22 protein-coding genes and 1 rRNA gene are annotated in these 21,575 nt (G+C 33.7%); 20 read left to right on the top strand and 3 right to left on the bottom strand.

The genetic code is table 11. The features are described from left to right. The first annotated feature begins 11 nt into the window (after window positions 1-11). Window positions 12-127: ribosomal RNA gene (rrf, locus tag PEPCATONIAE_RS04700) — 5S ribosomal RNA — on the top strand. Between the two features lie 373 nt (window positions 128-500). Here rrf and PEPCATONIAE_RS04705 read toward each other — a convergent pair. The 3 genes from PEPCATONIAE_RS04705 to PEPCATONIAE_RS04715 all read right to left on the bottom strand — a co-directional run bounded on the left by PEPCATONIAE_RS04705 (window position 501) and on the right by PEPCATONIAE_RS04715 (window position 2,693). Beyond that, window positions 501-923: a flavodoxin domain-containing protein gene (locus PEPCATONIAE_RS04705; RefSeq protein ID WP_138159804.1), complete on the bottom strand. Its 423-nt coding sequence runs from the start codon at window positions 921-923 to the stop codon at window positions 501-503. Further along, window positions 877-1,494, bottom strand: coding sequence for a DUF3793 family protein (locus tag PEPCATONIAE_RS04710; RefSeq protein ID WP_138159805.1), 618 nt, complete (start codon window positions 1,492-1,494; stop codon window positions 877-879). The genes PEPCATONIAE_RS04705 and PEPCATONIAE_RS04710 overlap by 47 nt, the downstream gene beginning before the upstream one ends. 449 nt (window positions 1,495-1,943) lie before the next feature. Continuing rightward, entirely contained in the window at window positions 1,944-2,693 is a 750-nt protein-coding gene (locus PEPCATONIAE_RS04715; protein WP_138159806.1) for an IclR family transcriptional regulator, read from the bottom strand. A 192-nt stretch (window positions 2,694-2,885) separates the two neighbouring features. On the opposite strand from PEPCATONIAE_RS04715, the gene PEPCATONIAE_RS04720 reads away from it, so the two are divergent. The 19 genes from PEPCATONIAE_RS04720 (at window position 2,886) to PEPCATONIAE_RS04810 (ending at window position 21,564) form a co-directional block, all read left to right on the top strand. Further along, on the top strand, window positions 2,886-3,788 hold the full coding sequence (locus PEPCATONIAE_RS04720; RefSeq protein WP_180339351.1) for a DUF2232 domain-containing protein: 903 nt from the start codon (window positions 2,886-2,888) through the stop codon (window positions 3,786-3,788). A gap of 9 nt (window positions 3,789-3,797) precedes the next feature. Then, entirely contained in the window at window positions 3,798-5,780 is a 1,983-nt protein-coding gene (locus tag PEPCATONIAE_RS04725) for a DHH family phosphoesterase (protein ID WP_138159808.1), read from the top strand. Then, window positions 5,780-6,229 (top strand): 50S ribosomal protein L9, encoded by a 450-nt coding sequence (rplI, locus tag PEPCATONIAE_RS04730; RefSeq protein WP_138159809.1) that lies wholly within the window; start codon window positions 5,780-5,782, stop codon window positions 6,227-6,229. The genes PEPCATONIAE_RS04725 and rplI overlap by 1 nt, the downstream gene beginning before the upstream one ends. Further along, on the top strand, window positions 6,229-7,566 hold the full coding sequence (dnaB, locus tag PEPCATONIAE_RS04735) for a replicative DNA helicase (protein ID WP_138159810.1): 1,338 nt from the start codon (window positions 6,229-6,231) through the stop codon (window positions 7,564-7,566). The genes rplI and dnaB overlap by 1 nt, the downstream gene beginning before the upstream one ends. Window positions 7,567-7,581: 15 nt before the next feature. Further along, complete coding sequence (locus PEPCATONIAE_RS04740; RefSeq protein WP_138159811.1) at window positions 7,582-8,442, top strand: undecaprenyl-diphosphate phosphatase; 861 nt, start codon at window positions 7,582-7,584, stop codon at window positions 8,440-8,442. Window positions 8,443-8,596: 154 nt separating this feature from the next. After that, entirely contained in the window at window positions 8,597-10,084 is a 1,488-nt protein-coding gene (locus PEPCATONIAE_RS04745; protein ID WP_138159812.1) for an HAL/PAL/TAL family ammonia-lyase, read from the top strand. A gap of 121 nt (window positions 10,085-10,205) precedes the next feature. Beyond that, a complete protein-coding gene (locus PEPCATONIAE_RS04750) occupies window positions 10,206-11,021 on the top strand; it encodes a carbon-nitrogen hydrolase family protein (protein WP_138159813.1) in 816 nt (271 codons plus the stop codon). Window positions 11,022-11,175: 154 nt separating this feature from the next. After that, complete coding sequence (secG, locus tag PEPCATONIAE_RS04755) at window positions 11,176-11,400, top strand: preprotein translocase subunit SecG (RefSeq protein ID WP_138159814.1); 225 nt, start codon at window positions 11,176-11,178, stop codon at window positions 11,398-11,400. A gap of 12 nt (window positions 11,401-11,412) precedes the next feature. Continuing rightward, window positions 11,413-13,416: a sodium-translocating pyrophosphatase gene (locus PEPCATONIAE_RS04760; RefSeq protein ID WP_138159816.1), complete on the top strand. Its 2,004-nt coding sequence runs from the start codon at window positions 11,413-11,415 to the stop codon at window positions 13,414-13,416. 368 nt (window positions 13,417-13,784) lie between these two features. Then, complete coding sequence (locus PEPCATONIAE_RS04765; protein ID WP_138159818.1) at window positions 13,785-14,687, top strand: DMT family transporter; 903 nt, start codon at window positions 13,785-13,787, stop codon at window positions 14,685-14,687. A 73-nt stretch (window positions 14,688-14,760) separates the two neighbouring features. Next, on the top strand, window positions 14,761-15,402 hold the full coding sequence (locus PEPCATONIAE_RS04770; protein ID WP_138159820.1) for a cytidylate kinase-like family protein: 642 nt from the start codon (window positions 14,761-14,763) through the stop codon (window positions 15,400-15,402). Window positions 15,403-15,414: 12 nt separating this feature from the next. Then, window positions 15,415-15,657, top strand: coding sequence for a pro-sigmaK processing inhibitor BofA family protein (locus PEPCATONIAE_RS04775; protein ID WP_138159822.1), 243 nt, complete (start codon window positions 15,415-15,417; stop codon window positions 15,655-15,657). A 12-nt stretch (window positions 15,658-15,669) separates the two neighbouring features. Then, entirely contained in the window at window positions 15,670-16,707 is a 1,038-nt protein-coding gene (locus PEPCATONIAE_RS04780; protein WP_138159823.1) for an LCP family protein, read from the top strand. 260 nt (window positions 16,708-16,967) lie between these two features. After that, the gene (locus PEPCATONIAE_RS04785; protein WP_138159825.1) at window positions 16,968-17,285 is read left to right on the top strand and encodes an ATP synthase subunit B family protein; all 318 of its coding nucleotides are present in this window, start codon (window positions 16,968-16,970) and stop codon (window positions 17,283-17,285) included. Further along, window positions 17,276-19,219 carry a V-type ATP synthase subunit I gene (locus PEPCATONIAE_RS04790; protein ID WP_138159827.1) on the top strand — a complete coding sequence of 648 codons (1,944 nt, stop codon included), beginning with the start codon at window positions 17,276-17,278 and terminating at the stop codon, window positions 19,217-19,219. The genes PEPCATONIAE_RS04785 and PEPCATONIAE_RS04790 overlap by 10 nt, the downstream gene beginning before the upstream one ends. 4 nt (window positions 19,220-19,223) lie before the next feature. Then, window positions 19,224-19,697, top strand: coding sequence for a V-type ATP synthase subunit K (locus PEPCATONIAE_RS04795; RefSeq protein WP_138159829.1), 474 nt, complete (start codon window positions 19,224-19,226; stop codon window positions 19,695-19,697). Window positions 19,698-19,707: 10 nt separating this feature from the next. Continuing rightward, window positions 19,708-20,256 (top strand): V-type ATP synthase subunit E, encoded by a 549-nt coding sequence (locus PEPCATONIAE_RS04800; RefSeq protein ID WP_180339352.1) that lies wholly within the window; start codon window positions 19,708-19,710, stop codon window positions 20,254-20,256. A gap of 11 nt (window positions 20,257-20,267) precedes the next feature. Continuing rightward, on the top strand, window positions 20,268-21,263 hold the full coding sequence (locus PEPCATONIAE_RS04805) for a V-type ATP synthase subunit C (protein WP_138159833.1): 996 nt from the start codon (window positions 20,268-20,270) through the stop codon (window positions 21,261-21,263). Continuing rightward, window positions 21,256-21,564 carry a V-type ATP synthase subunit F gene (locus tag PEPCATONIAE_RS04810; RefSeq protein WP_138159835.1) on the top strand — a complete coding sequence of 103 codons (309 nt, stop codon included), beginning with the start codon at window positions 21,256-21,258 and terminating at the stop codon, window positions 21,562-21,564. The genes PEPCATONIAE_RS04805 and PEPCATONIAE_RS04810 overlap by 8 nt, the downstream gene beginning before the upstream one ends. Window positions 21,565-21,575 lie beyond the last annotated feature (11 nt).

Genomic DNA, 21,575 nt, shown 5'->3' on the forward strand with positions numbered 1-21,575 from the left:
TTGTAGTTGGATCCGGTAAAGATAGCATGAGGGAGACACCTGTACCCATACCGAACACAGAAGTTAAGCCTCAGAGCGCCGATGGTACTCGGTTGGAGACGACCCGGGAGAGTAGGTAAGGCCGGATAAAGGTTTATGAGAGTATAGAAATATCACTTGTGAACTTTTAGGAATAATATTATAAAGGAGGACCTGATGGTCCTCTTTTTTTTATTATTTCATATTAGTGCTACAAAAAATTTCTAAGAGTGTAAAAAATTATCATAATTTATCAGCTAAGGCAGATTTAAATTTATTTTCCTTTTAATGTACCTTTACTTATATTTATAATTTCTGATATAAATTTGTTTAAAGGTAAAAGTCTATTGGTAAGGTTAATAAAGCCACAAGAACTAGATGAAAAAGTAAACATTCTGACAATAAAAAATACAAAAGAGAAAAGCAGGTTAAATTTACTTAACCTGCTTTTTTGGTGTGTATGAGATTTTAAATTAAAAAACTTACCTGCACAAAGCTTCGGCAAGATTTTTGCACAAGGATAATACATTTTCGTCCGGATAATCATAGGCAATAACGGGCTCATAAATAAGTAGCGCTTGATCTTTATTTACTCTTTCTTCCCAGTCACGCATCCACTGACCATCATTCCAGGAGTAAGAACCGAATAAGGCAATTTCCTTACCCTTTAATTTTTCTTCGCAACTTTCAAACATAGGCTCAAAACTTATTTCTTCAAGCTGCTCATCTCCCATTGCCGGGCATCCGAAAGCAATTCTGTCAAAATCATCAATCATTTCTTTTTTAAAATTATCTGAGAATATAAGTTGAGGATCAGATTTATCTTTACAGGCTTCAAATATTTCCTTAGCCATAGCTTCAGTGTTGCCTGTTCCCGACCAATAGACAATTGCAATTTTTTTCATAACAATCTCCTTTTATAAGTAAAACTATTCTTTCAAGACTTATGCCCCCATCAACTAAAGATTTAAGAGTAGATCTACACGATTCGTATTGATTAAATTTTTCCTGAGCATCCTTTAGGTTACCATAAACCTTCCAGTTGCCACAGGCCATGTAGTTTTTACCTTTTTGAGAAATAAATTCCTTCACATCTTCTATAGGATATCCTAATAAAACGCCTATTTCATGTGGGAAATCAGAATTTTTAAGTTTATATGTAAGGGTATTAAATACGCAATTTAAATTTTTACAGCTGTAGCCGTTTTCAAGTAAAAAACACTTACTTTCTTCTGATTCAATGACCTTGTGAAGGAACTCCACCCTATAAACAAAAATTAAAATTAGGTCCTCGGTTTTTTTGATAACTCTTAAATCCATTTGGGGGTTAAGTATTTTTTTCCAATAATTTACTAAGGGTGTTAGCTTAGAGTCTTTAATATTTCTCAAGGTAAAAATATTACCGGGTTTAGCACCTAATAGAGTAGGGGAGCAGTTAAATATTAAATTTTTAGCAATTATATCTTGATAATAAATATTTCTCCCCTCCTTTAATGATAATCACTATCAAATAGATAATACTAATTATTATCCTTAAAGTCAATAAAAAGTTTATAAAATTTATAAAAAATTAAAAATGATTATAAAAATAAATGATTTAGGGGTTAAATAGTTTTAATTTAAAATTTAAAAGCTTAGCCTAGGTAAAATAAAAAAAGTATAATTAATGATTTTAATAAAGATTTAATTAGGAATTTTAAAAATTAATTAAATGGCTGAGTATAAAAATGATTTAGTTTAAAATAAATTGATGCTAGGCGTGGTTAAGTAAGAAAATTTAAAATAAATAATAAGATTATAATAAAATTTTAAATTTGAAGGTTTATTTATTTAATAAAAGTAAGTAAAAATAAAACCGGCGCTTTTAGGCACCGATTAATAAGGGTTTTTTATGGGCTTTGTTAAATAATAACTTAGGCTAAGGGTTACAATTTATAGTAGCCTAGTTTATAGGATAGTTTTTCTGCAGCTTCCATAACTGAATTAATAAGTTCTTTTTCTTTGCCCTTTAATCTGTATAAAGGGACTACGATTCCTAAGGAAGCGACAAATTCATTTTTGTAGTTGAATACAGCAGATCCAATACCTGATGTGTTTAATATATATTCTGAATAAGATATTGCATATTTTTGTTCTTTAATTTCTTCAAGCTCTCTTCTTAACTGATCCTTATCTAAAGAATTTTTATTTAGGTAAGGCTCCAAGTCAAGCTTCATATACTCTTCTATAAAGGAATCACTTTGGTTGGCAAGAATTACTTTTCTTATTGCTCCCATGTGTAGGGGGATTTCCCTACCGAAATTTTCCACAACCTTAATTGAATGTTCTCCCAATGCCTTTCCTACTACCAAACCGTTATTGCCGGATCTAATAATTATAAAGGAGTCTTCTTTAGTAATTTTTGATAAATCGTTAAGTATAGGTAAAGAATCTGATTGTAAGCTTATATTTGCACTTGCCGCGACTCCTAATGAGATAAGTCCGGGACCAAGTTTATATAAGTGAGACTTATTATCCTTAGATACAAAATCACAGTTTATAAGGGTGTTTAATATTCTATGTGTAGTACTACTTGGTATGTCAAGAGCATCTGAGATTTCCGAGATGCTGTATTCTCTATTTTCAATTTTCATAAATTCTAGTATGGAAGAGGCTTTTTTTAAACTTTGTATCATGTAATCCTCCTTAACTAAAAGCATTATACCATAAAGTGGAATGAAATCCAAATAGTGAACTTAAAATTTTGCCAAAAAATTAAAAATTTTAAATAAGGGTCTAGTATAGCAGTGTAAATTGATTTGAGGCTTTCCAATAAATGGCAATTACTATAAAAATATAAGGTCTTGTGGTAAAATAACAGTATTGAGGTGAGAATTATTAATAAATCCAATAATATTTTTATATTAATAATAAAATCGGTATTAATATCTATAGGAGGAGTTGTTTTTCCTGTTTTATATTTATTTTTGCCATCTTTATTTATAGTTGAATCCTTAGGCTCGGGAATGCCTATGATTATAGGACTTTTCGGTTTGTGCTGCGGAATACTTGCCCTTGTAGTTGGACCTATGGTGGGAGCATTGATCTTTGGAATATTTGGACCTATGATATTGATTTTCCACTATATGATTTCAAAAAAGCAGGCAGTTAATACTACAATTGTAGTTTGCGCAGGTGTATTTTTCGCATCTTTATTAATAGGCCTTTATTCAGCCGGAATCACTCCTGGAGTTTTACAAAAGCCTGACCTTATAAATACATTTATAGATACACAAATGGATATTTTAAAAGCAGGAGGATTTAAAATAGATAGAGCAAGCTTAATTGTTTTATATAAGAGGATGCTCCAGATTATGCCTGCAGCTTTGATAATAGTATCTTTATTTATATCTTATGTAACCTATGTACTTACAGGAAGGGCTCTTTTAAAAAGAGGAAATTATATTTTGCAACCTTCCTCATTTATATTTTTTAGAATCCCTGGAGGCTTAGGTCAAGCTGCACTTTTAAGTGGAGTGCTTATATTTGCCCTTGATAGCGCTGAAATTTTGAATTTAGGCATAGTTATGGATAATCTATATCTTGTGTTTTCTGCTCTTTTCTTTTTTGTAGGATTGGCAGTTTCTCTGTTTTATATAGGTCGCTTTATAAAGAACCCTATACTAGGTACATTAATGATATTTTTACTGTTTGTTATACCGGGCTTAGGTAATATACTTGTGCTTATAGGTATTTTGGATTCTTTATTTAATTTTAGGAGACTACCCTAGAGGTGTTTTATGAAGGAAAAATATACATTAAAATCATTTAGACCCTACCTTATAATTTCTTTAATACTTATATTAATTCTTATGTACTTGAAGCTGTTTGTCGGAATTGGAGCTCTTTTTGCTTATATTTATATAGCCTACTATACAGTTAAAAGCATAGATAAGAAAAATAAGGAAGTAAGGGATTACTTTGAAGACTTAAGTGATACCTTTGACACAGTAACTAAGCAGGCTATATTCAGTATGCCTTTTCCTATACTTCTTTTAAATAAAGATAAGGGTATAATTTGGTACAATCCAAATTTTATAGATATGGTTGGGGAAGATGTAAGTACTGATATGCACCTTAGCGATATTTTTGAAGATCTTAATGTAGATGAGTTTTACGAAAATAAGGTGGATATTTTAGAGTATAGTTATAAGGAAAAGACTTATAAGATTTTCAAAAAGCTTGTGAGTGCTAATAAATCCTCAGAGGATGTACTTATGCTCTATTTTATAGATTCTACGGATTTTAAAAATCTTGAAGAAAACTATATAGATGAAAAGACAATTATAGCGAAGATAGAGGTTGATAATTACGATGAGGCTATGGATTCAACGCCTACAGCCAACAGACCTCTTTTAATAGCTGATATAGATTCTACTATAAGCAATTACTTTAAATATTTTGATGCCCTGGTTAGAAAGTACGATACAGATACTTATCTTGTTGTTATGAGCAACAGGTCTTTAAATATGATTAAGGAAAAAAAGTTTGATATTTTAGATGATCTTAGGGAACTTGATAAGGGAAATACAATACCTATAACCTTGTCTATCGGAGTTTCTTCCTGTGGACCCGGACTCATTGAAAGTTATCAGGAGGCTGATACCTGCCTTGATTTAGCTCTTGGACGTGGCGGAGATCAGGTTGCCGTAAGAATTGAGGATAATTATGAATTTTTTGGTGGAAAATCCAAGGCTATAGAGAAAAGAAACAAGGTTAAGGCAAGAGTTTTAGGTGTGGCTTTAAAACAGCTTATAGATGCTTCAGATAATGTCTTCATTATGGGTCATAAAAATGCTGACATGGATGCTATAGGTTCGGCTATAGGAATTTTAAGAGCGGTTCTTAATAGATCCAAGGAAGGTTATATAGTTCTTAACAGCTCCAACCCATCTATAGATAATCTACTTAACAGGATGAAAAATGAAGAGGAAACTTATGCAAGAATAGTTAAAGAGGAATTTGCCAAAAATACAATGAAGCAAAGCTCTCTCTTAATACTTGTAGATAATCACAAGCCCTCATTTACAGAGGCGCCGGATATTATAGATCTTACTCCACAGATAGTTATAATAGATCACCACAGAAGAGGAAAGGAATTTGTAAAAAATCCGGTTTTAACCTATATAGAACCATATGCTTCGTCAACCTGTGAATTAGTTACAGAAATGCTGACTTACATGAACGAAGATCTTAATCTGACGCATTTTGAAGCAGATGCTCTAATGAGTGGGATTGTAGTTGACACAAAGAACTTCAGTTATCAAACGGGAGTTAGAACCTTTGAAGCGGCATCAACCCTAAGGCGTGCAGGAGCTGATATGGGGCTTGTTAAAGAGCTTTTCCAAGATGATCTTGATACCTTACAAAATAAGGCTATTGTGATTCACAATGCTAATATAATTCACGACGAATTTGCCATATCAAAATTTGAAAAACAAACGGACAATGCAATTCTTATAGCCGCTCAGTCAGCTGATGAACTACTTGGTATAAACAATATAAATGCTTCTTTCGTAATGGCTCTTACAAATGACGGTATTCATATATCAGGCAGGAGTAGGGGAAATATATCTGTTCAACTTATATTGGAAAAGTTAGGTGGCGGAGGACATTTAAACATGGCAGGCGCAAGACTTGACATTAAAGATTTTAATGAAGCGGAAGAAATGCTTGTAAAAGCTATTGACGAATATGTTGAAGAGGAGAAGGTGAATAAATAATGAAGATAATACTTTTAAAGGATGCAAAAAACATAGGGAAAAAGGGAGAGCTTGTTGATGCAAAGGACGGTTATGCAAGAAATTTTTTAATCCCTAGGAAAATAGCCATAGAAGCAACGGAAGAAAACTTGAAAAAATGGGAAAAAGATCAAGAGAAAATGGCTGAAGAAGAAAGAGAAAATATAAAGAAATTTACTGAGCTTAAAAAAGAAATTGAAAAAAAGACCTTCGTTATAACTGCCAAAAATGGAAACAGAGGTAGGCTTTTCGGAGCAATAACTTCAAATGATATAAAGAATATTATTGAAAAAGAGCTTGGAGTTGAAATAGACAAGAAAAAAATCGAACTTCCTGAAAATATAAAAACTACAGGATCTAGAAAAGTGTCTATTAAGCTTTATAAAGAGATAAGCGCTGATGCAAAATTGGAAGTAAAGACTGAAGACTAATGGAAGAATTAAATTATAAAATTCCTCCTCATAATATGGAGGCTGAGCAATCTGTACTAGGAAGTATGATGTTATCTAAGGATGCTATTACAACAGCAGTTGAAATTTTGCATCAGGATGATTTTTATTCTGAAATAAATGGACAAATTTACCAGGCAATTGTTTCTATTTACAATAGAAATGAAGAAGCTGATATTTTAACAACAGGTGAAGAACTTAAAAAATATAATATCTTTGAAGAAATAGGAGGAACCAGTTATTTAGCCAATCTTACTGGTTCTGTAGTTGCCATTTCAAATGTTAAGTATTACTGCAAAATAATAAAGGAAAAATCTTCTCTTAGAAAGCTTATTTCAGCATCTGATAAGATAATTTCCAATTGCTACTCTCAAGAGGGAGAAGTTGCGGCTATTATAGAAAGTGCCGAAAAGTCAATATTTGACATTACACAGGATTCTCATAGAACTGGACTTACTCCTGTAAAAGATGTTTTGCTTGAATCCTTTGCCCAAATAGAAGCAAGGGCACAAAACCCAAACAGGTTAACCGGACTTACTACAGGCTTTATAGATTTAGATAAAAAACTTTCGGGTTTACAAAAGTCAGATTTAATATTGTTGGCGGCAAGGCCCTCTATGGGTAAAACCGCCCTTATGGTTAATATAGCTACAAATGCCGCTATAAAAGGTAAGGCTTCAGTTGCGGTATTTTCTTTGGAAATGAGCAAAAATCAATTGGTTCAAAGAATTATATCTTCAATGTCCCATGTAGATTTGCAAAAGGTAATAAGCGGAAATCTTAACGAAGAGGAATGGCTTAGAATTATAAACACTATGCCTATTTTGTCGGAAATGGATATAGAAATCGATGATACTGCAGGTATATCCCCCTTAGAGCTAAAGGCAAAGTGCAGAAGCCTTATTAATAGAAAAAAGAAGCTGGATCTTGTAGTAATAGATTATTTACAACTTATGCAAATGGGGGCTAGAATCGAGTCCAGACAACAAGAAATTTCCGCCATATCAAGAAATCTAAAGGCAATTGCCAAGGAATTGGAAGTGCCGGTTATAGCTTTATCACAGCTTTCGCGTTCACCTGAAGCAAGATCTGATCACAGGCCTATACTTTCAGACCTTAGAGAATCAGGAGCCATAGAGCAGGATGCGGATATAGTAATGTTTCTTTATAGAGATGAATATTACAACAAAGAAGAAAGTGAAAATCCCAATGTGGGAGAACTTATTATAGCCAAGCACAGAAATGGACCTACAGGAACAGTTGAGCTTGTGTTTAAAAAGGAATTTACTAAGTTTTTAAGTATGGAAAAAAGACCTTAAGTCCAGGGAGGTAAAATGGATTTTATTAAAGTAATAATAATAGGGATAGTTGAAGGAATTACGGAATTTTTACCTATATCTTCAACAGGACATTTGATTTTATTGGGAGAGTTTTTGCCCCTAAGACCACAATCCTTTGAGAATGCTTTTTTGGTAATTATTCAGTTAGGAGCTATACTTTCGGTTTTAGTCCTTTATTTTAAGGAATTAAACCCACTTTCAAAGAATAAGCCTAGGCTTAAAGAGTTTAGTAAAGATAAAGATTTAACCTTGAAAGATAAGTGGAGATATAGAGATTTAAAAACTATGCGACTAATAGCAAAAATTCTTGTAGGATTTTTGCCGGCTGCTGTTTTAGGTTTTCTTTTTGACGATTTCATAGATAAACACCTTTTTAATAAGATTACAGTTGCCCTTGCCCTTATATTCTACGGCTTTGTAATAATTATAATTGAAAGAAAAAAAATAAGAGAGGTAAAATTTACAAGTATAGATGAAATAGATATGGGAACTATTTTAAAAATAGGACTGTTTCAATGTCTTGCAATGGTTCCGGGAACATCCAGATCAGCAGCTACAATTATAGGAGCTATGCTTTTAGGCTGCGAGAGGAAAACAGCTGCGGAATTTTCATTTTTCTTAGCTATACCTACTATGCTTGGAGCAACGGGACTTAAAATAATAAAGCTTGGTTTTGGATTTACTGCAGTTCAATGGATGCAGATTTTACTTGGACTTATTGTATCTTTTCTTGTAGCTTACGGGGTAATAGTAAAATTCTTGGATTACATTAAAAAACACGACTTTCAAGTTTTCGGAATTTATAGAATAGTTCTTGGAGCCTTTGTCTTAGTTACCGCACTAATAAGAAAATAAACTTATAAAGCTTGCAAGAGGATAATTATTTAAAAGCTAGAAATTTATAAAGTTTAATTCTAAGATTTCAGAATAAGCAGTTTATATTGTAAGCATGTCAACTGTATTGGGAAAGTTCCGAGAAATCGGAACTATATTTTTAGAGAGGTGAAAAATGAAACTTAATAAAACTTTAACAATTGAAGAAGCTATGGCAGTAGTAAGGTTTAATGAAGAACTTGAATTTTCATCTGAAGCAATAGAGAGAGTAAAAAGGTGTACAGGCCTAATAGAGGATTCCATTAAAAAAAATATACCTATGTATGGAGTTACTACAGGCCTTGGTGCCAACAGCACAAAAAATATTTCACAGGAAGATACAAAAATTTATCAGGAGAAGATTCTCCAAAGCCATGCGGTATCTGTGGGAGAGCCCATTAAGAAGAAAGAGTTAAGAGCAATTCTTCTTATGATTATATTAAACGGTATTAAGGGTTATAGTGGAGTAAGAATTGAAACTCTTGAATTAATAAGAAATATTTTAAATAAGGATCTTTACATATTTGTTCCGGGCTCAGGCTCTGTAGGCTATCTTTCTTTAGAGGCTCACATAGGACTTGCACTTATAGGACAGGGTAAAATCTACAAGGACGGAAAATTTGAAAGCTCTAAAGAAGTTTTAGAAGAAAACGGTTTAAAACCTTTAGACTTATCTTATAAGGAAGCCTTGTTTTTAATATCAGGAACTACATGTGTAACGGGATATGGACTTATAGCTGTTTATGATGCAAAGAATTTGCTTAAAAACTTTGAAATTTTGTCAGCTATGGAGATTGAGGTTCAGGAAGCTACAACAAGACTTTTAGATAAAAGGCTTATGGAGGTAAGAAGTCAAGTTGAGCAAAGAGAAGTAGCTGATAGTATTTCAGATATGCTCAAGGATTCAGAAATTTGCAAAAAATATTATTATGAAAAACTACAGGATGCTCTTTCCATAAGATGTATACCTCAACTTATAGGCCCTGTTAAAAAGAAAATAAATGAAGCTGAGTTAACAGTGCTTAGAGAAATGGATTCCTGTACCGATAACCCTATTATCTATGAAGAAAATGGAGAGGTGGATGTTATTTCAGGCTGCAATCCCGACTCTTCTTATATAGGTCTTGAAATGGATTGCCTTTCAATTGCCTTAACCATGCTTGGAAAAATGAGTGACAGAAGAACCTTTAGGCTTCTTGATGAAAAGCTTTCAAATAAGCCTGCCTTTCTTGTAGAAAATTCAGGTGCCAACTCAGGTCTTATGATTACTCAATACACTCAAGCGGGACTTTTAAATGAAATGAAGATAAATGCAACTTCTGGAGTTATAGATTCCATACCCACTTGTGCAAATCAAGAGGACTATGTATCTATGGGATTTAATTCTTCAAAGAAGGTCTTAAAGCAAATTGAGAATTTAAATTATATATTGGCTATAGAGCTTTTATGTATCTATGAAGCTAATTTCTTCGTTGATCCGACTTTAAAAAGAGCGAGTCTAAGTCAAAGAGTTTATGATAAATTAAATTTTGTTCCAAGACTTAGGGAAGACTTCAAGCTGCACCCATACATTGAAAAAATAAGTGAAATTCTAAAGGATGGAGAGTTAATAAATTTAATATAGGCTGAAGGTCATTAGGGTAAAACCTTTTGACCTTTCTTTTATTTAAAATTGAGGCATAAGTTCAGATTAAAAATTTTATCGGGGGTATTATAAATAAAAAGAAACATTGCAAGGAGGAAATATGAGAAAGTTTAAACTTGGAATAGTACAAATTTGTGCAAAGGATAATAAAGACAGAAACATTAAAAGGTGCGAAGAGTTGGTAAGACTTGCCGTAGATCAAGGAAGCGACGTCGTTCTTTTACCTGAAATGTGGAACTGCCCCTACCAAAATGAATACTTTCCTAAGTTTGCCGAAGAAAAGCATGGAAAAACTTATAAGTTTATGAAAGACCTTGCAGCGGAATTAAAAATAATTCTTGTTGGAGGATCTATACCTATAATAGAAGACGGAAAAATTTATAATGAAAGTTTTGTATTTAATAAAAAGGGAGAGGAGATTTCAAGCTATAAGAAGATTTACATGTTTGATATTTTATTTGAAGATGGAAAGGAATTTAGAGAGTCGGATACTATAGAGCCGGGAAAGACTGTAACTTGTTTTGACACGGAGTATGGTAGATTCGGAATAGCTATTTGCTATGATTTAAGATTTCCGGAACTTTTTAATCTTATGCACAAAATGGGAGCTGAAGGTTTCTTTCTTCCTGCAACCTTTACTAAAAGAACGGGAGAAAAACATTGGGAGCTTTTGCTTAGAGCAAGGGCTGTTGATTTTCAAAGCTATGTTTTTGGAGCCAGCATGGCAAGAGATAATGAACTCTCATCTAATGTATTCGGTCATTCAAGGATAATAGGACCCGGCGGAGAAATACTTGCTTCAATTGATGAGAAGGAAGGAGTCATTACAGGAGACATAGATATGGATAAGGTTAAAGAGAATAAAAAACTATTTCCCATAGAAAGATCAAGGATAAGTAAATATTACAGGGATTAATCAGTTTAGAAAAACAAATAACATATAAGGTGGACATTTAAAAGTATTTTTGTTGCTTTGAAATTTTTATAGTCGGCTATTTTTCATTGATTTTAAAAAAAGCTTATGTTAAAATCGATATGTTATAGATATGGATTTAGGGAGGTTAGTTTATTTGAAAACTATATTATCAGTAATAATTGCTTTATCTGCTATAGTGATGATTGTAACAGTTGCTTTAACGGAAAGTAAACAAGCGGGACTTGGTACGCTTAGCGGTGAAGAGTCATCATTATGGGGAGAACATAGAGGCACAAGTAAAAAAGAAATGCAAGATAGAATAGTTATGGTTTCATCAATAGTTTTTGTAGTAGCTGTACTTATGCTTGCGATTTTTTAGTTAGGAGGAGAAATGGATAGTATTTTATTAATAGCAGCAGCAGTAGGGGTCGTAGCTCTTCTTTTCGCAGGATACAAGGCGAGTTTCGTAACAAAGCAAGACCCCGGTAATGAAAGAATGAAGGAAATAGCATCACATATTGAAGTAGGTGCTATGGCATTTTTATCAAGGGAATATAAGGCCCTTGTAGTATTTGTAATTGTACTTGCAATTATACTTGCAGTTGGTCTAGGAAGTGTGGCAACTGCTATTTGTTTTATAGCCGGAGCGATTTGTTCAGTACTTGCAGGATATATAGGCATGAAGGTTGCTACAAAAGCCAATGTAAGAACAGCTAACGCAGCTTTAGAATCAGGACTTGGCAAAGCTCTTGACATAGCTTTTTCAGGTGGGGTTGTAATGGGAATGTGCGTAGTTGGACTTGGAATAGCAGGTATTGCACTTTCTTATGGAATAACAGGAGATCCTACAATAGTTACAGGATTTTCTCTTGGAGCTTCATCAATTGCTTTGTTTGCAAGAGTTGGTGGCGGTATCTATACTAAAGCCGCAGACGTAGGAGCTGACCTTGTAGGTAAAGTTGAAGCGGGAATACCTGAAGATGACCCGAGAAACCCTGCAGTTATAGCAGATAACGTTGGAGATAACGTAGGTGACGTTGCAGGTATGGGAGCTGACCTTTTTGAATCCTATGTAGGAGCACTTCTTTCAGTAATAACTCTTGGAGTTGTTGCTTATGGACAAGACGGAATTAATTATGGACTTTTAATTGCGGCAACAGGCATTATAGCTTCAATAGTTGCAGCCTTTTTCGTAAAGGGAGACAAGAACCCTCAAAAGGCTTTAAATAATGGAGAATATGTATCAGCAGCAGTTACAGTTGCAGTTGCAGCAGTTCTTTCAAATAATATATTTCAAAGTTTCACACCTTTTATACCGGTAATTACAGGTATAGTTGTAGGACTTATTGTTTCTAAATTTACAGAATTTTATACTTCAGACGAACATAATCCGGTGCAAAGAATAGCATCAGAATCTGAAACCGGAGCTTCAACAAATATTATTGCGGGACTTTCAGTTGGTATGATGTCAACTGTAGGACCTATTATAGTAATAGCTATTGGAATTATGGTTGCTTTTGTAGGAGCAGGTGGACTTACAGAGTCAATTCAAGGACTTTTCGGTATATCTCTTGCAGCAGTAGGTATGCTTTCAACTGCAGGGATGACTATTGCCGTTGATGCTTACGGTCCTATTGCAGATAATGCCGGTGGTATTGCTGAAATGTGTGAGCTTCCTGAAGAAGTTAGAGATATTACAGACTCTCTTGACTCAGTAGGTAACACTACAGCAGCTATAGGTAAAGGATTTGCTATTGGATCAGCAGCTCTAACAGCTCTTGCACTTTTTGTATCCTACATTAATGCTACAGGACTTGAAGGAATTGATATTTCAAAACCTGAAGTAATAGCAGGGGCATTTATTGGAGGTATGCTACCCTTCGCTTTCTCAGCTTTAACTATGTCTGCAGTTGGTAATGCAGCTTCAGCAATGATTGATGAGGTGCGTCGTCAATTTAGAGAAATTCCAGGAATTATGGAAGGAAAAGCTACACCTGAGTATGCAAAGTGTGTCGATATATCTACAGGAGCAGCTCTTAAACAAATGGTTGTTCCCGGTATGATAGCTGTTATAGTTCCTATACTTGTAGGATTTTTACTTGGATCAGAGGCCCTTGGAGGACTTCAAGCAGGAGCTTTAATTACAGGTGTATTAATGGCGATTTTCATGTCAAACGCAGGTGGAGCATGGGATAATGCTAAAAAATATATAGAAGGCGGCAAGCACGGAGGAAAAGGCTCAGAAGCTCATAAGGCTGCTGTGACAGGAGACACTGTAGGAGATCCTTTTAAAGATACATCAGGACCTTCACTTAACATTTTAATTAAGCTTATAACAGTTGTATCCCTAGTATTTGCACCTTTGTTTGTAGCTTTCGGTGGATTCTTGTTATAATAGAAAAATAAAGCTTATAAAAGCTGGCAGTTAAGATTCTTAACTGTCAGTTTTTTATTTATAATTGTGAAAATAAAATATAAACTAAGTCAGATATCGCTTATTAAAAAAATCTAGCCTTTAATTTCAAAATCCTTATTAAAAATATTAATTTTGCTTAATTAGTCTTTAAAATTAGAGATTAAACCTACACAAAGTTATTATAATTTTGTGTAGATTTTTTGTTTATTTGATTTATTTAAAGTTATTTTATATAAGATAGGGGACTTTGTTACATGAAAAGAAAAAATATAAATTAGGGTGTTGTTAATAGCTAAATATTCATGATATATTCATATAGTAGATATTTTATTTAGGGGGCGATAATTTTGAACAATAAGATCATATCAACAGTACTTTTAATTCTATGTGCAATTATTTGGGGCTTTGCTTTTGTCGCCCAGACATCAGGTATGGATCACATGGGGCCCTTCGGTTTTTCGGCTATAAGGTCAATAATAGGAGGTTTAAGTATGCTTGCTATACATCCTCTGCTAAATAAAATAAATAAAGATTCAGATTTTTCAATTGACAAGGCACAAACAAGAAGAGCATCTTTAATATGCGGACCGATTTTGTTTTTTGCCATGAACCTGCAACAATACAGTTTGCTTTATACAAGTACAGGTAAGGCCGGATTTATAACAACTCTATACATAATTATCATACCTGTTATGAGGGGTTTTATGGGAGTAAAAATATCCAAAAAAATGATTTTTTGTATTATAGGCTCCACCATAGGCCTTTACTTAATAACAGTAAAAGAAAATTTAAGTATAAATATAGGCGATGTAATGGTTTTTGTATCTGCAGTTTTTTATTCTGTTCACACCCTGCTTTTGGCAGACTTTTCACCTAGGGTTGATGCTATTATATTAAACGCCTATCAGTTTTTAATTTGCGGTTTTATGTCTGCCATACCTATGGTAATTTTTGAAGGGATAAATTCAAATGCTGTTGCCCAATCTATAGGATCAATTCTCTATGTAGGGATTCTTTCATCAGCCTTTGCCTATCTTTTCCAGATAATAGGGCTTAGAAATGTTGACCCTACAATCGCTTCTTTGATTTTGTCATTAGAGTCGATTTTTGCCATAATAGGAGGCTTCTTTATACTTAATCAAACTTTGACTTTAAGAGAAACTTTAGGTTGTTTAATAATGCTTATATCAACTATAGCAGTGCAGATTCCTTTGGACTTTTTTAAGAAAAAAGTATTAAAAAAATCTTAAATTTTAAATTTACACCGAATTTTTATATAATTTACACCTTTGTATCCTATAATAGAAACGAGGAAGTGAAAAGATGGGAAAAAATATATTATCTATACTTTTTGAAAAGAAAAGCGATATTAATATAATATTTACAATAGACGGAGAGCATGGAAGCGGAGCAAGTAAAATAGCTGAAATAATCGGAAAAAAACTTGGTATAAAAGTCTATGATGAAGATATTATAGAACTTAAAACCCTTGAGGCTAAAATTGATCCCGACAAGGTGACTAAGGATGATTCTTTTTTAAAGGGAACGGTTTACGATCTTTATAGGGAAAACTACTCCTATTCTCAAGAGGATATTTTGGAAAATGATGCCAGCTTTTTGGCACATTCTAAAACTATAAGGAAATTAGCTTCAGATGGACCTTGTGTCATAGTAGGCAAATGCGGAAATTATGTTTTAAAGGACCAGTTTAAAACTCTCGATGCTTTTATTACTGCTAAGGCGGACTACAGAATAAAGGAAATTATGAAAAGAGATGAAGTAGACGAAGAAAAGGCTTTGTCTCAGATACAAAAAATAGATACAAGAAGATCCAACCATTACAAAAGATATGCAAATGGTCATTGGGCCGAGTCTTCAGAGTATGACATTACTATTAACTCGGCTAAGTTCACCTATGAGGAAATAGCTGACCTTTTAATAGATGCGGCAAGGTTGATAAGATAAGGGAGGAGTTAAATGAGCTTTTTAGCGGGAGGAATAATATCCCTTTTAATAATAACTTTAATATTTAAATCTATAGGAGCAGTTATAGGTTTAATATTTAATATAATAGGAGGAGGAGTTTTACTCTATCTCTTTAATTTAATAGGGTCAAAATTCGGGCTTGTTATTTCAATTACGCCTGTTACAGCTTTTTTAGCAGGATTTTTCGGAGTTCCTGCAGTGGCAGTAATGATACTGATTAAGCTGTTTTTGTAGGAGTGATAAGTTATGAAATATATACTAAGGATACTGGCAGTTCTTGCTATAGTTATACTTGCAATCTTTGTTGCCTTTGCTTATAGAATAAGACCCCGCTATGACAATAAGGGAATTAACAAACTGGATAAGGGAAGCTCAAAGGATAAAATTGAAGAGGTTGATGCCTATAAGGTCTTTGATGGGGATAAACCTTTAAGGATTTTACTTTTAGGAATTGATAAAAGTGAAACAAGAGATAGAGGAGACTCTAAAAGCAACACCAGAACCGACACAATTATGCTTTTTAGTATTTTTCCAAAGGAGAAAAAAGTTCAAATAGTATCAGTTCCAAGGGACAGTTATGTTACAATTCATGGTTGGGGCAAGCATAAAGTCAACTCAGCCTTTAATCCAAAGGTATATCCTGACGGAGGCTTAGACCTGACTGTAAAAACTGTTGAAGACTACCTTGAAGTTCCAATAGACCACTATGCTCTTGTGGATTATGATGCAGTTACAAAAATAGTTGATGCTGTTGGAGGAGTGGATGTAGTTTGGGATCATGATGACTACACTTATATAGATGATTGGGTAGTACCCCCTCTTGAAATTTCTCTTAAAAGGGGAATAAATCACTTAGATGGAGAAGGAGCGGTAAGATATTTAAGAACCAGAAAGGCTTACCAAAATCAAGATTTAGGTAGAATTGAAAGTCAACAGAACTTTTTACTTTTGCTTTTTGACAAAATGAAATCTCCGGCAATAATTTTAAAGGTTCCAGAAATTATAGACATAGTTGACCAATATGTTGAAACCGATTTTAATTATGCTCAGCTTGCATCCTTGGCAAAGTTCGGTTTAGGACTTGAAAGAGATGACATACATACTGCCACCCTTGAAGGCAGAAATAAAAGCGGAGTGAATTTAGGCGGTTATGTAGTTGATGTATATGAACTTAATCATGAAAAAGCACTGGATCTTGTAAAAAACTTCCCCGCTAATATAGAGGAGAAGAGTCCGGCAGAAGGTCAGCTTGATAATTCTAAAGTTCAAGAAGAAAACAAATAATTAAAGGCATGAGATTATGCAAAGGTATTTTCTCATGCTTTTTAAATGCAAACCTACAAAACATATCTGTTTAAAACTTATTTTGATTTACAGGTAAATAAAAGTGGTATAAAGACTAAAACAGGTTTTTAAAAATAAGATAATTATTAACTTGTCTATTTTTTATAATCTGTGAATTTATCATACTAGAGGAGTATAATTATAAATATAAAAAGCGATATATATTGTACTTATTAGTTTGATATTTAGGAGGTGGTGTTTTGAAAGATACAATTGAAAAGATAAAAATCCAAGAAAATTTGGCGAAAGAGAATACAAACAAGGCCAAGGAAGAAGCTGAGGCTATATCTGAAAATGCTAAAAAAGAAGCCTTGGATCTTAAGAACCGTATTGTTAATGAGGCTAGGCAAAAAGCTAAAGACATTTTAAAGGATGCAGAGGAAAAAGCCCAGTCCAAAACTGAACCTATATTAAAAGAAGCGGAAGAAAAATCAAAGTTTATCTTAAACGTTAAAGATGAAGAATTAAAAAAATATTCAGATACTGTTTTTGAGAGGATTGTGATGAGATGGCAATAGTTAAAATGAGTAAGTTTAACTTATTTTCATTTAACAAGGACAGGGAGGAGCTCCTTGACGAATTACAATTATTTAAGCATATTCACTTTAATGATTTAAAAGTTGAAGGAGATGACTTGGAAGAAGTAAGGTTGCCTAAGCCTATTGCCGATTTGGACGAAACTATTTCAAAAGCCAGATGGTCAATTGATCTTCTTGAGGGCTATGAAGGAAAAAAATCATCTCTTGATGAACTAAAGGAAGGAAAAGAATCTTTAAAGCTTTCAGAGCTTATAGCCCGAGCCGAAGGATTCGACTTTAAGGGTAACTATGAGAGGCTTAAGGACTTGTCCGATAAAAAGGATAAGCTAAAACAAGATTATGAAAACAATCTTTCTCTTATAGATGAGCTTAAGCCCTGGGTTAATTTAAGTGTTAATGAATCGGATATTCAAAGCTTAACCTCAACTAAGGTAGTTACAGGAAGCATTTCTGTTAAAAATTACGATTCTTTTTTAGAGGCTATTGGAAAGGTGGATCTTGCCTATGTGGAAGAGGCTTCAAGGTCTGCGGATCTTGTTTATCTTGCTGTGGCCTATGACAAAAAGGTTGAAGAAAAGGTTTTGGAAGTACTAAGGAACCATATTTTTATAAATATCAGCCTAAAAACAGAAGGGCCCGTAAAAGAAAAAATAAGCTCCCTGGAAGAGGAAAATAGGATAATAGAGAAATCTATTGATGACTTAGAAGATCTAATAAAATCCGAGGTTCACCTTTTAGAAGATTTAAGGGTTTACTATTCCTACTTAACCAATAAAAAGCTTAAGCTTCTGGCAGAGGAGAATTTTATAAAGACTAATCAGGTAAATATTATGGAGGGCTATTTTCCTTCAGACTTAAAAGAAAAATTTATATCTCTTTTAGATAAAAAGCTTGGAACCGACTACTATATTGATATAGAAGAAGCCGACTTAAATGACCCTAATGTTCCTATTAAGCTTTCAAATAATAAGTTTGTAGAGCCCTTTGAGTCCTTAACTGAGATGTACTCTATGCCTAAGTATAATGAGATAGACCCCACACCTCTTTTTGCACCTTTTTATTTTATATTTGCAGGAATTATGGTAGGGGACTTGGGATATGGAATACTTATAACTGTTTTGTCCTTTTTAGCACCTAAGATTTTTAATCTGGATGAAAGCAAGAAAAAATTTATAAAATTTTTTATGTATCTTGGAATTTCAACTTGCTTCTGGGGATTTATTTTCGGATCCGTTTTCGGAGATGCAATTCCAATGAAGGCTTATATAGATCCGTCAAAGGACTATATAGCTATGATAATGCTTTCAATGATTTTAGGAGGCATACATATATTCTTCGCCCTTGCCATAAAGGCCTATATGGATATTAGGGATCACAAACCCCTTGATGCCCTTTATGATGTAGGGTCATGGTATATGATTATAGTTGGTGCTGTTATAGCTATAGCTTCAAAGGCCCTTACAGGAATACCCGAAATTATTTTTAAGGTGTCTTTATTTCTTATGGCTATAGGGGCTGTAATAGTTCTTTTAACCGGAGGAAGGCAGGAAGAAAGCCTAGCAGGTAAAATAGGTTGGGGAGTTTACTCTCTTTACGGAGTCACCTCTTATTTCGGAGACTTTGTTTCCTATATCAGGCTTATGGCCCTTGCTCTGTCAGGATCTTTTATAGCAATAGCTGTAAATATTATAGTGAGGATGCTTCTTAGCTCAGGAGTTTTAGGAATAATCGCGGGAGTTATAATATTTATAGTATTTCAACTGTTTAATGTGTTTTTATCATTTTTATCAGCTTATGTGCACTCTGCAAGGCTTACCTATGTGGAGATGTTTAATAAATTTTATGAAGGTGGAGGAATACCTTTTAGAGAAATGGTAGAGGAATCCAATTACTTCAATATTAAGGAGGAATAATTTAATGTATCAAGGATTTTTTGGAGAAAACGGAGGAATTATGCTGGGAGCACTTGGAGTAGCTATAGCTGCCTTGGCTTCAGGATCAGGATCCGCTAAGGGAGTAGGAATTGCAGGGGAAGCTGCGGCAGGTGTTATTATAGAAGAACCTGAAAAATTCGGAAAGGCATTGATACTGCAATTATTGCCCGGTACACAAGGGCTTTACGGATTTGTAATAGGAATGCTTATTTTACTTAGACTTAAGGTTGGAATGGACCTATATCAAGGATTTATGCTTTTGTGTGCAGGCCTTCCTGTAGGTTTAACAGGATATTTTTCAGCTATAGCACAAGGTAAGGTATCTGTTGCAGGTATTAACATTTTGGCTAAAAATGAACCTCAACAAGCTAAAGGTATTATTTTAGCTGTAATGGTTGAAATGTACGCAATACTTGGTTTTGCTATTTCATTCTTAATTATGAATAGTGTTAAATAGGGTGATAAATGTGTCAAATATAGACAATATTATAGATAAAATAAAATCGGACTCTGATATTGCTGCACAAGATATTATAGAAAATGCAAGGGAAGAGGCGAAAAAATTACTGGAAGATACGGAAAAAAATGCCAAACTTGAAGCGGAAAATATAATAAAAAACGCAGAAGAGGAAGCTAAAAACCTGGAGAGTAAAATTATAGAAAATGCAAAGCTAAAAGCAAGAGATAATGTTTTATTTAACAGAAACAAAATGGTAGATAGAATTTTTGACCTTGCCAGAGAAAAATTTCATAATTTAACTGAGGATGAGTATATAAAGTACTTAGAAATCGCCTTTAAGAAGGTGGGAGATGAAAATGCTTTAGTCACTGTAGCTGACAGGTATAAGGATGCTGTTTCAAAAAAAACGGACCTTAACTTATCAGATAAAAGTTTAGATGAAGGGTTTTTAATAGAAACAGGTGATATTACTTATAACGGCAACTTTAATGAATTGGTGGATATGGAATATTATCGTTTTGACAAACATTATTTTAAGGAGCTGTTTAATGATTAGAGGAGGTAGAAATGGATAGGGAAAAATTTATCCAAGCATCTGCTCTTATAAGAGTTAAGGAGAAAAAGTTTCTACCCGGGGCAAGCCTTGAAAGACTTGTAGAGGCAAAGGATCTTTCTGAAGCTTTGAAGTTTTTAAACGATTCTATTTACCAGGAGCATATAAGCAAACTTGACAAGGCCCAAGACTATGAAAAGGCTTTGGAAGCTCAGCAAAAAGTAACCTTTAAAGAGGTTTATGATCTTTGCCCTGACAGGCGAGTTGTGGATCTTATAGCTAACAACTATTATTACCATAATGTTAAGATTTTAGTAAAGGACAGGGCGCTGGAAAGTGACCTAAGTCATCTTTATATTGATATAGGGGATTTTGACCGAATCGGAGTTAACAAGGCTATAGATGAGGACCAAAAAAGCGACAATGAGTTTTTACAAGGGGCAAAGCTTGCTATAAGTGAGTATGATGAAAGTAAGAGTCCTCAAAATATAGACCTGGTAATAGACAACTTGTACTTTAAGAGTTTAAAAAAATTGGCAGATGAAATGAATGTAGACTTGTTTAAGGAATATGTAAGAGATTTAATAGATTTTACAAATATAAGTATTTTACTTAGAATGCAAAATCAAAACAGGGACATAAGTTTTTTGGATAAGGTATTAATACCTGGTGGCAGGATTAGAATAGAAGACCTGGACAAGTATTTTTACAATAAGCTTGAAGCTGAGAGCCCCTTGTTTAAAAGCTTGGAAATAGGAAAATATTTGAAAGAGGGCATTGAAGATTTTAATAAAACAGGATCTCTAAGTATGCTTGAAGAGTATAGAGATAACTATTTTATGGAAAAAATAAAAAAGGCAAAAAGCATTACCTATGGACCGGAAGTCATCTTTGCTTATTTATATGCTAAGGAGATGGAAGTTAAAAATTTGAAAATAATACTTATATGTAAACTTAACGGGATTGAGCCTTCCATAATTAGAGAAAGGTTGCGTGATAGTTATGTATAGGATAGCGGTTGTAGGAGATAAGGATTCCATACTTGCCTTTAAAGCTTTAGGGATAGATGTTTATATAGCTTATGAAGGACATGAGGCGAGGAAAATAGTAGATGAACTTGCTGGGAAAAATTACGGAGTAATATTTATTACAGAAGAGCTTGCAAGTAAAATACCTGAAACAGTTGAAAGATACGATAGTAGAGTTTTACCTGCAATTATACTGATACCTTCTAATAAGGGCAGCATGAACATAGGAATGGAAAATATCTCCTCCTATGTGGAGAAGGCAATCGGATCCGATATATTATAAAGGAGGAAATT

Origin of the sequence: Peptoniphilus catoniae, assembly GCF_901447155.2 — a bacterium.
GTDB lineage: Bacteria > Bacillota > Clostridia > Tissierellales > Peptoniphilaceae > Peptoniphilus_E > Peptoniphilus_E catoniae.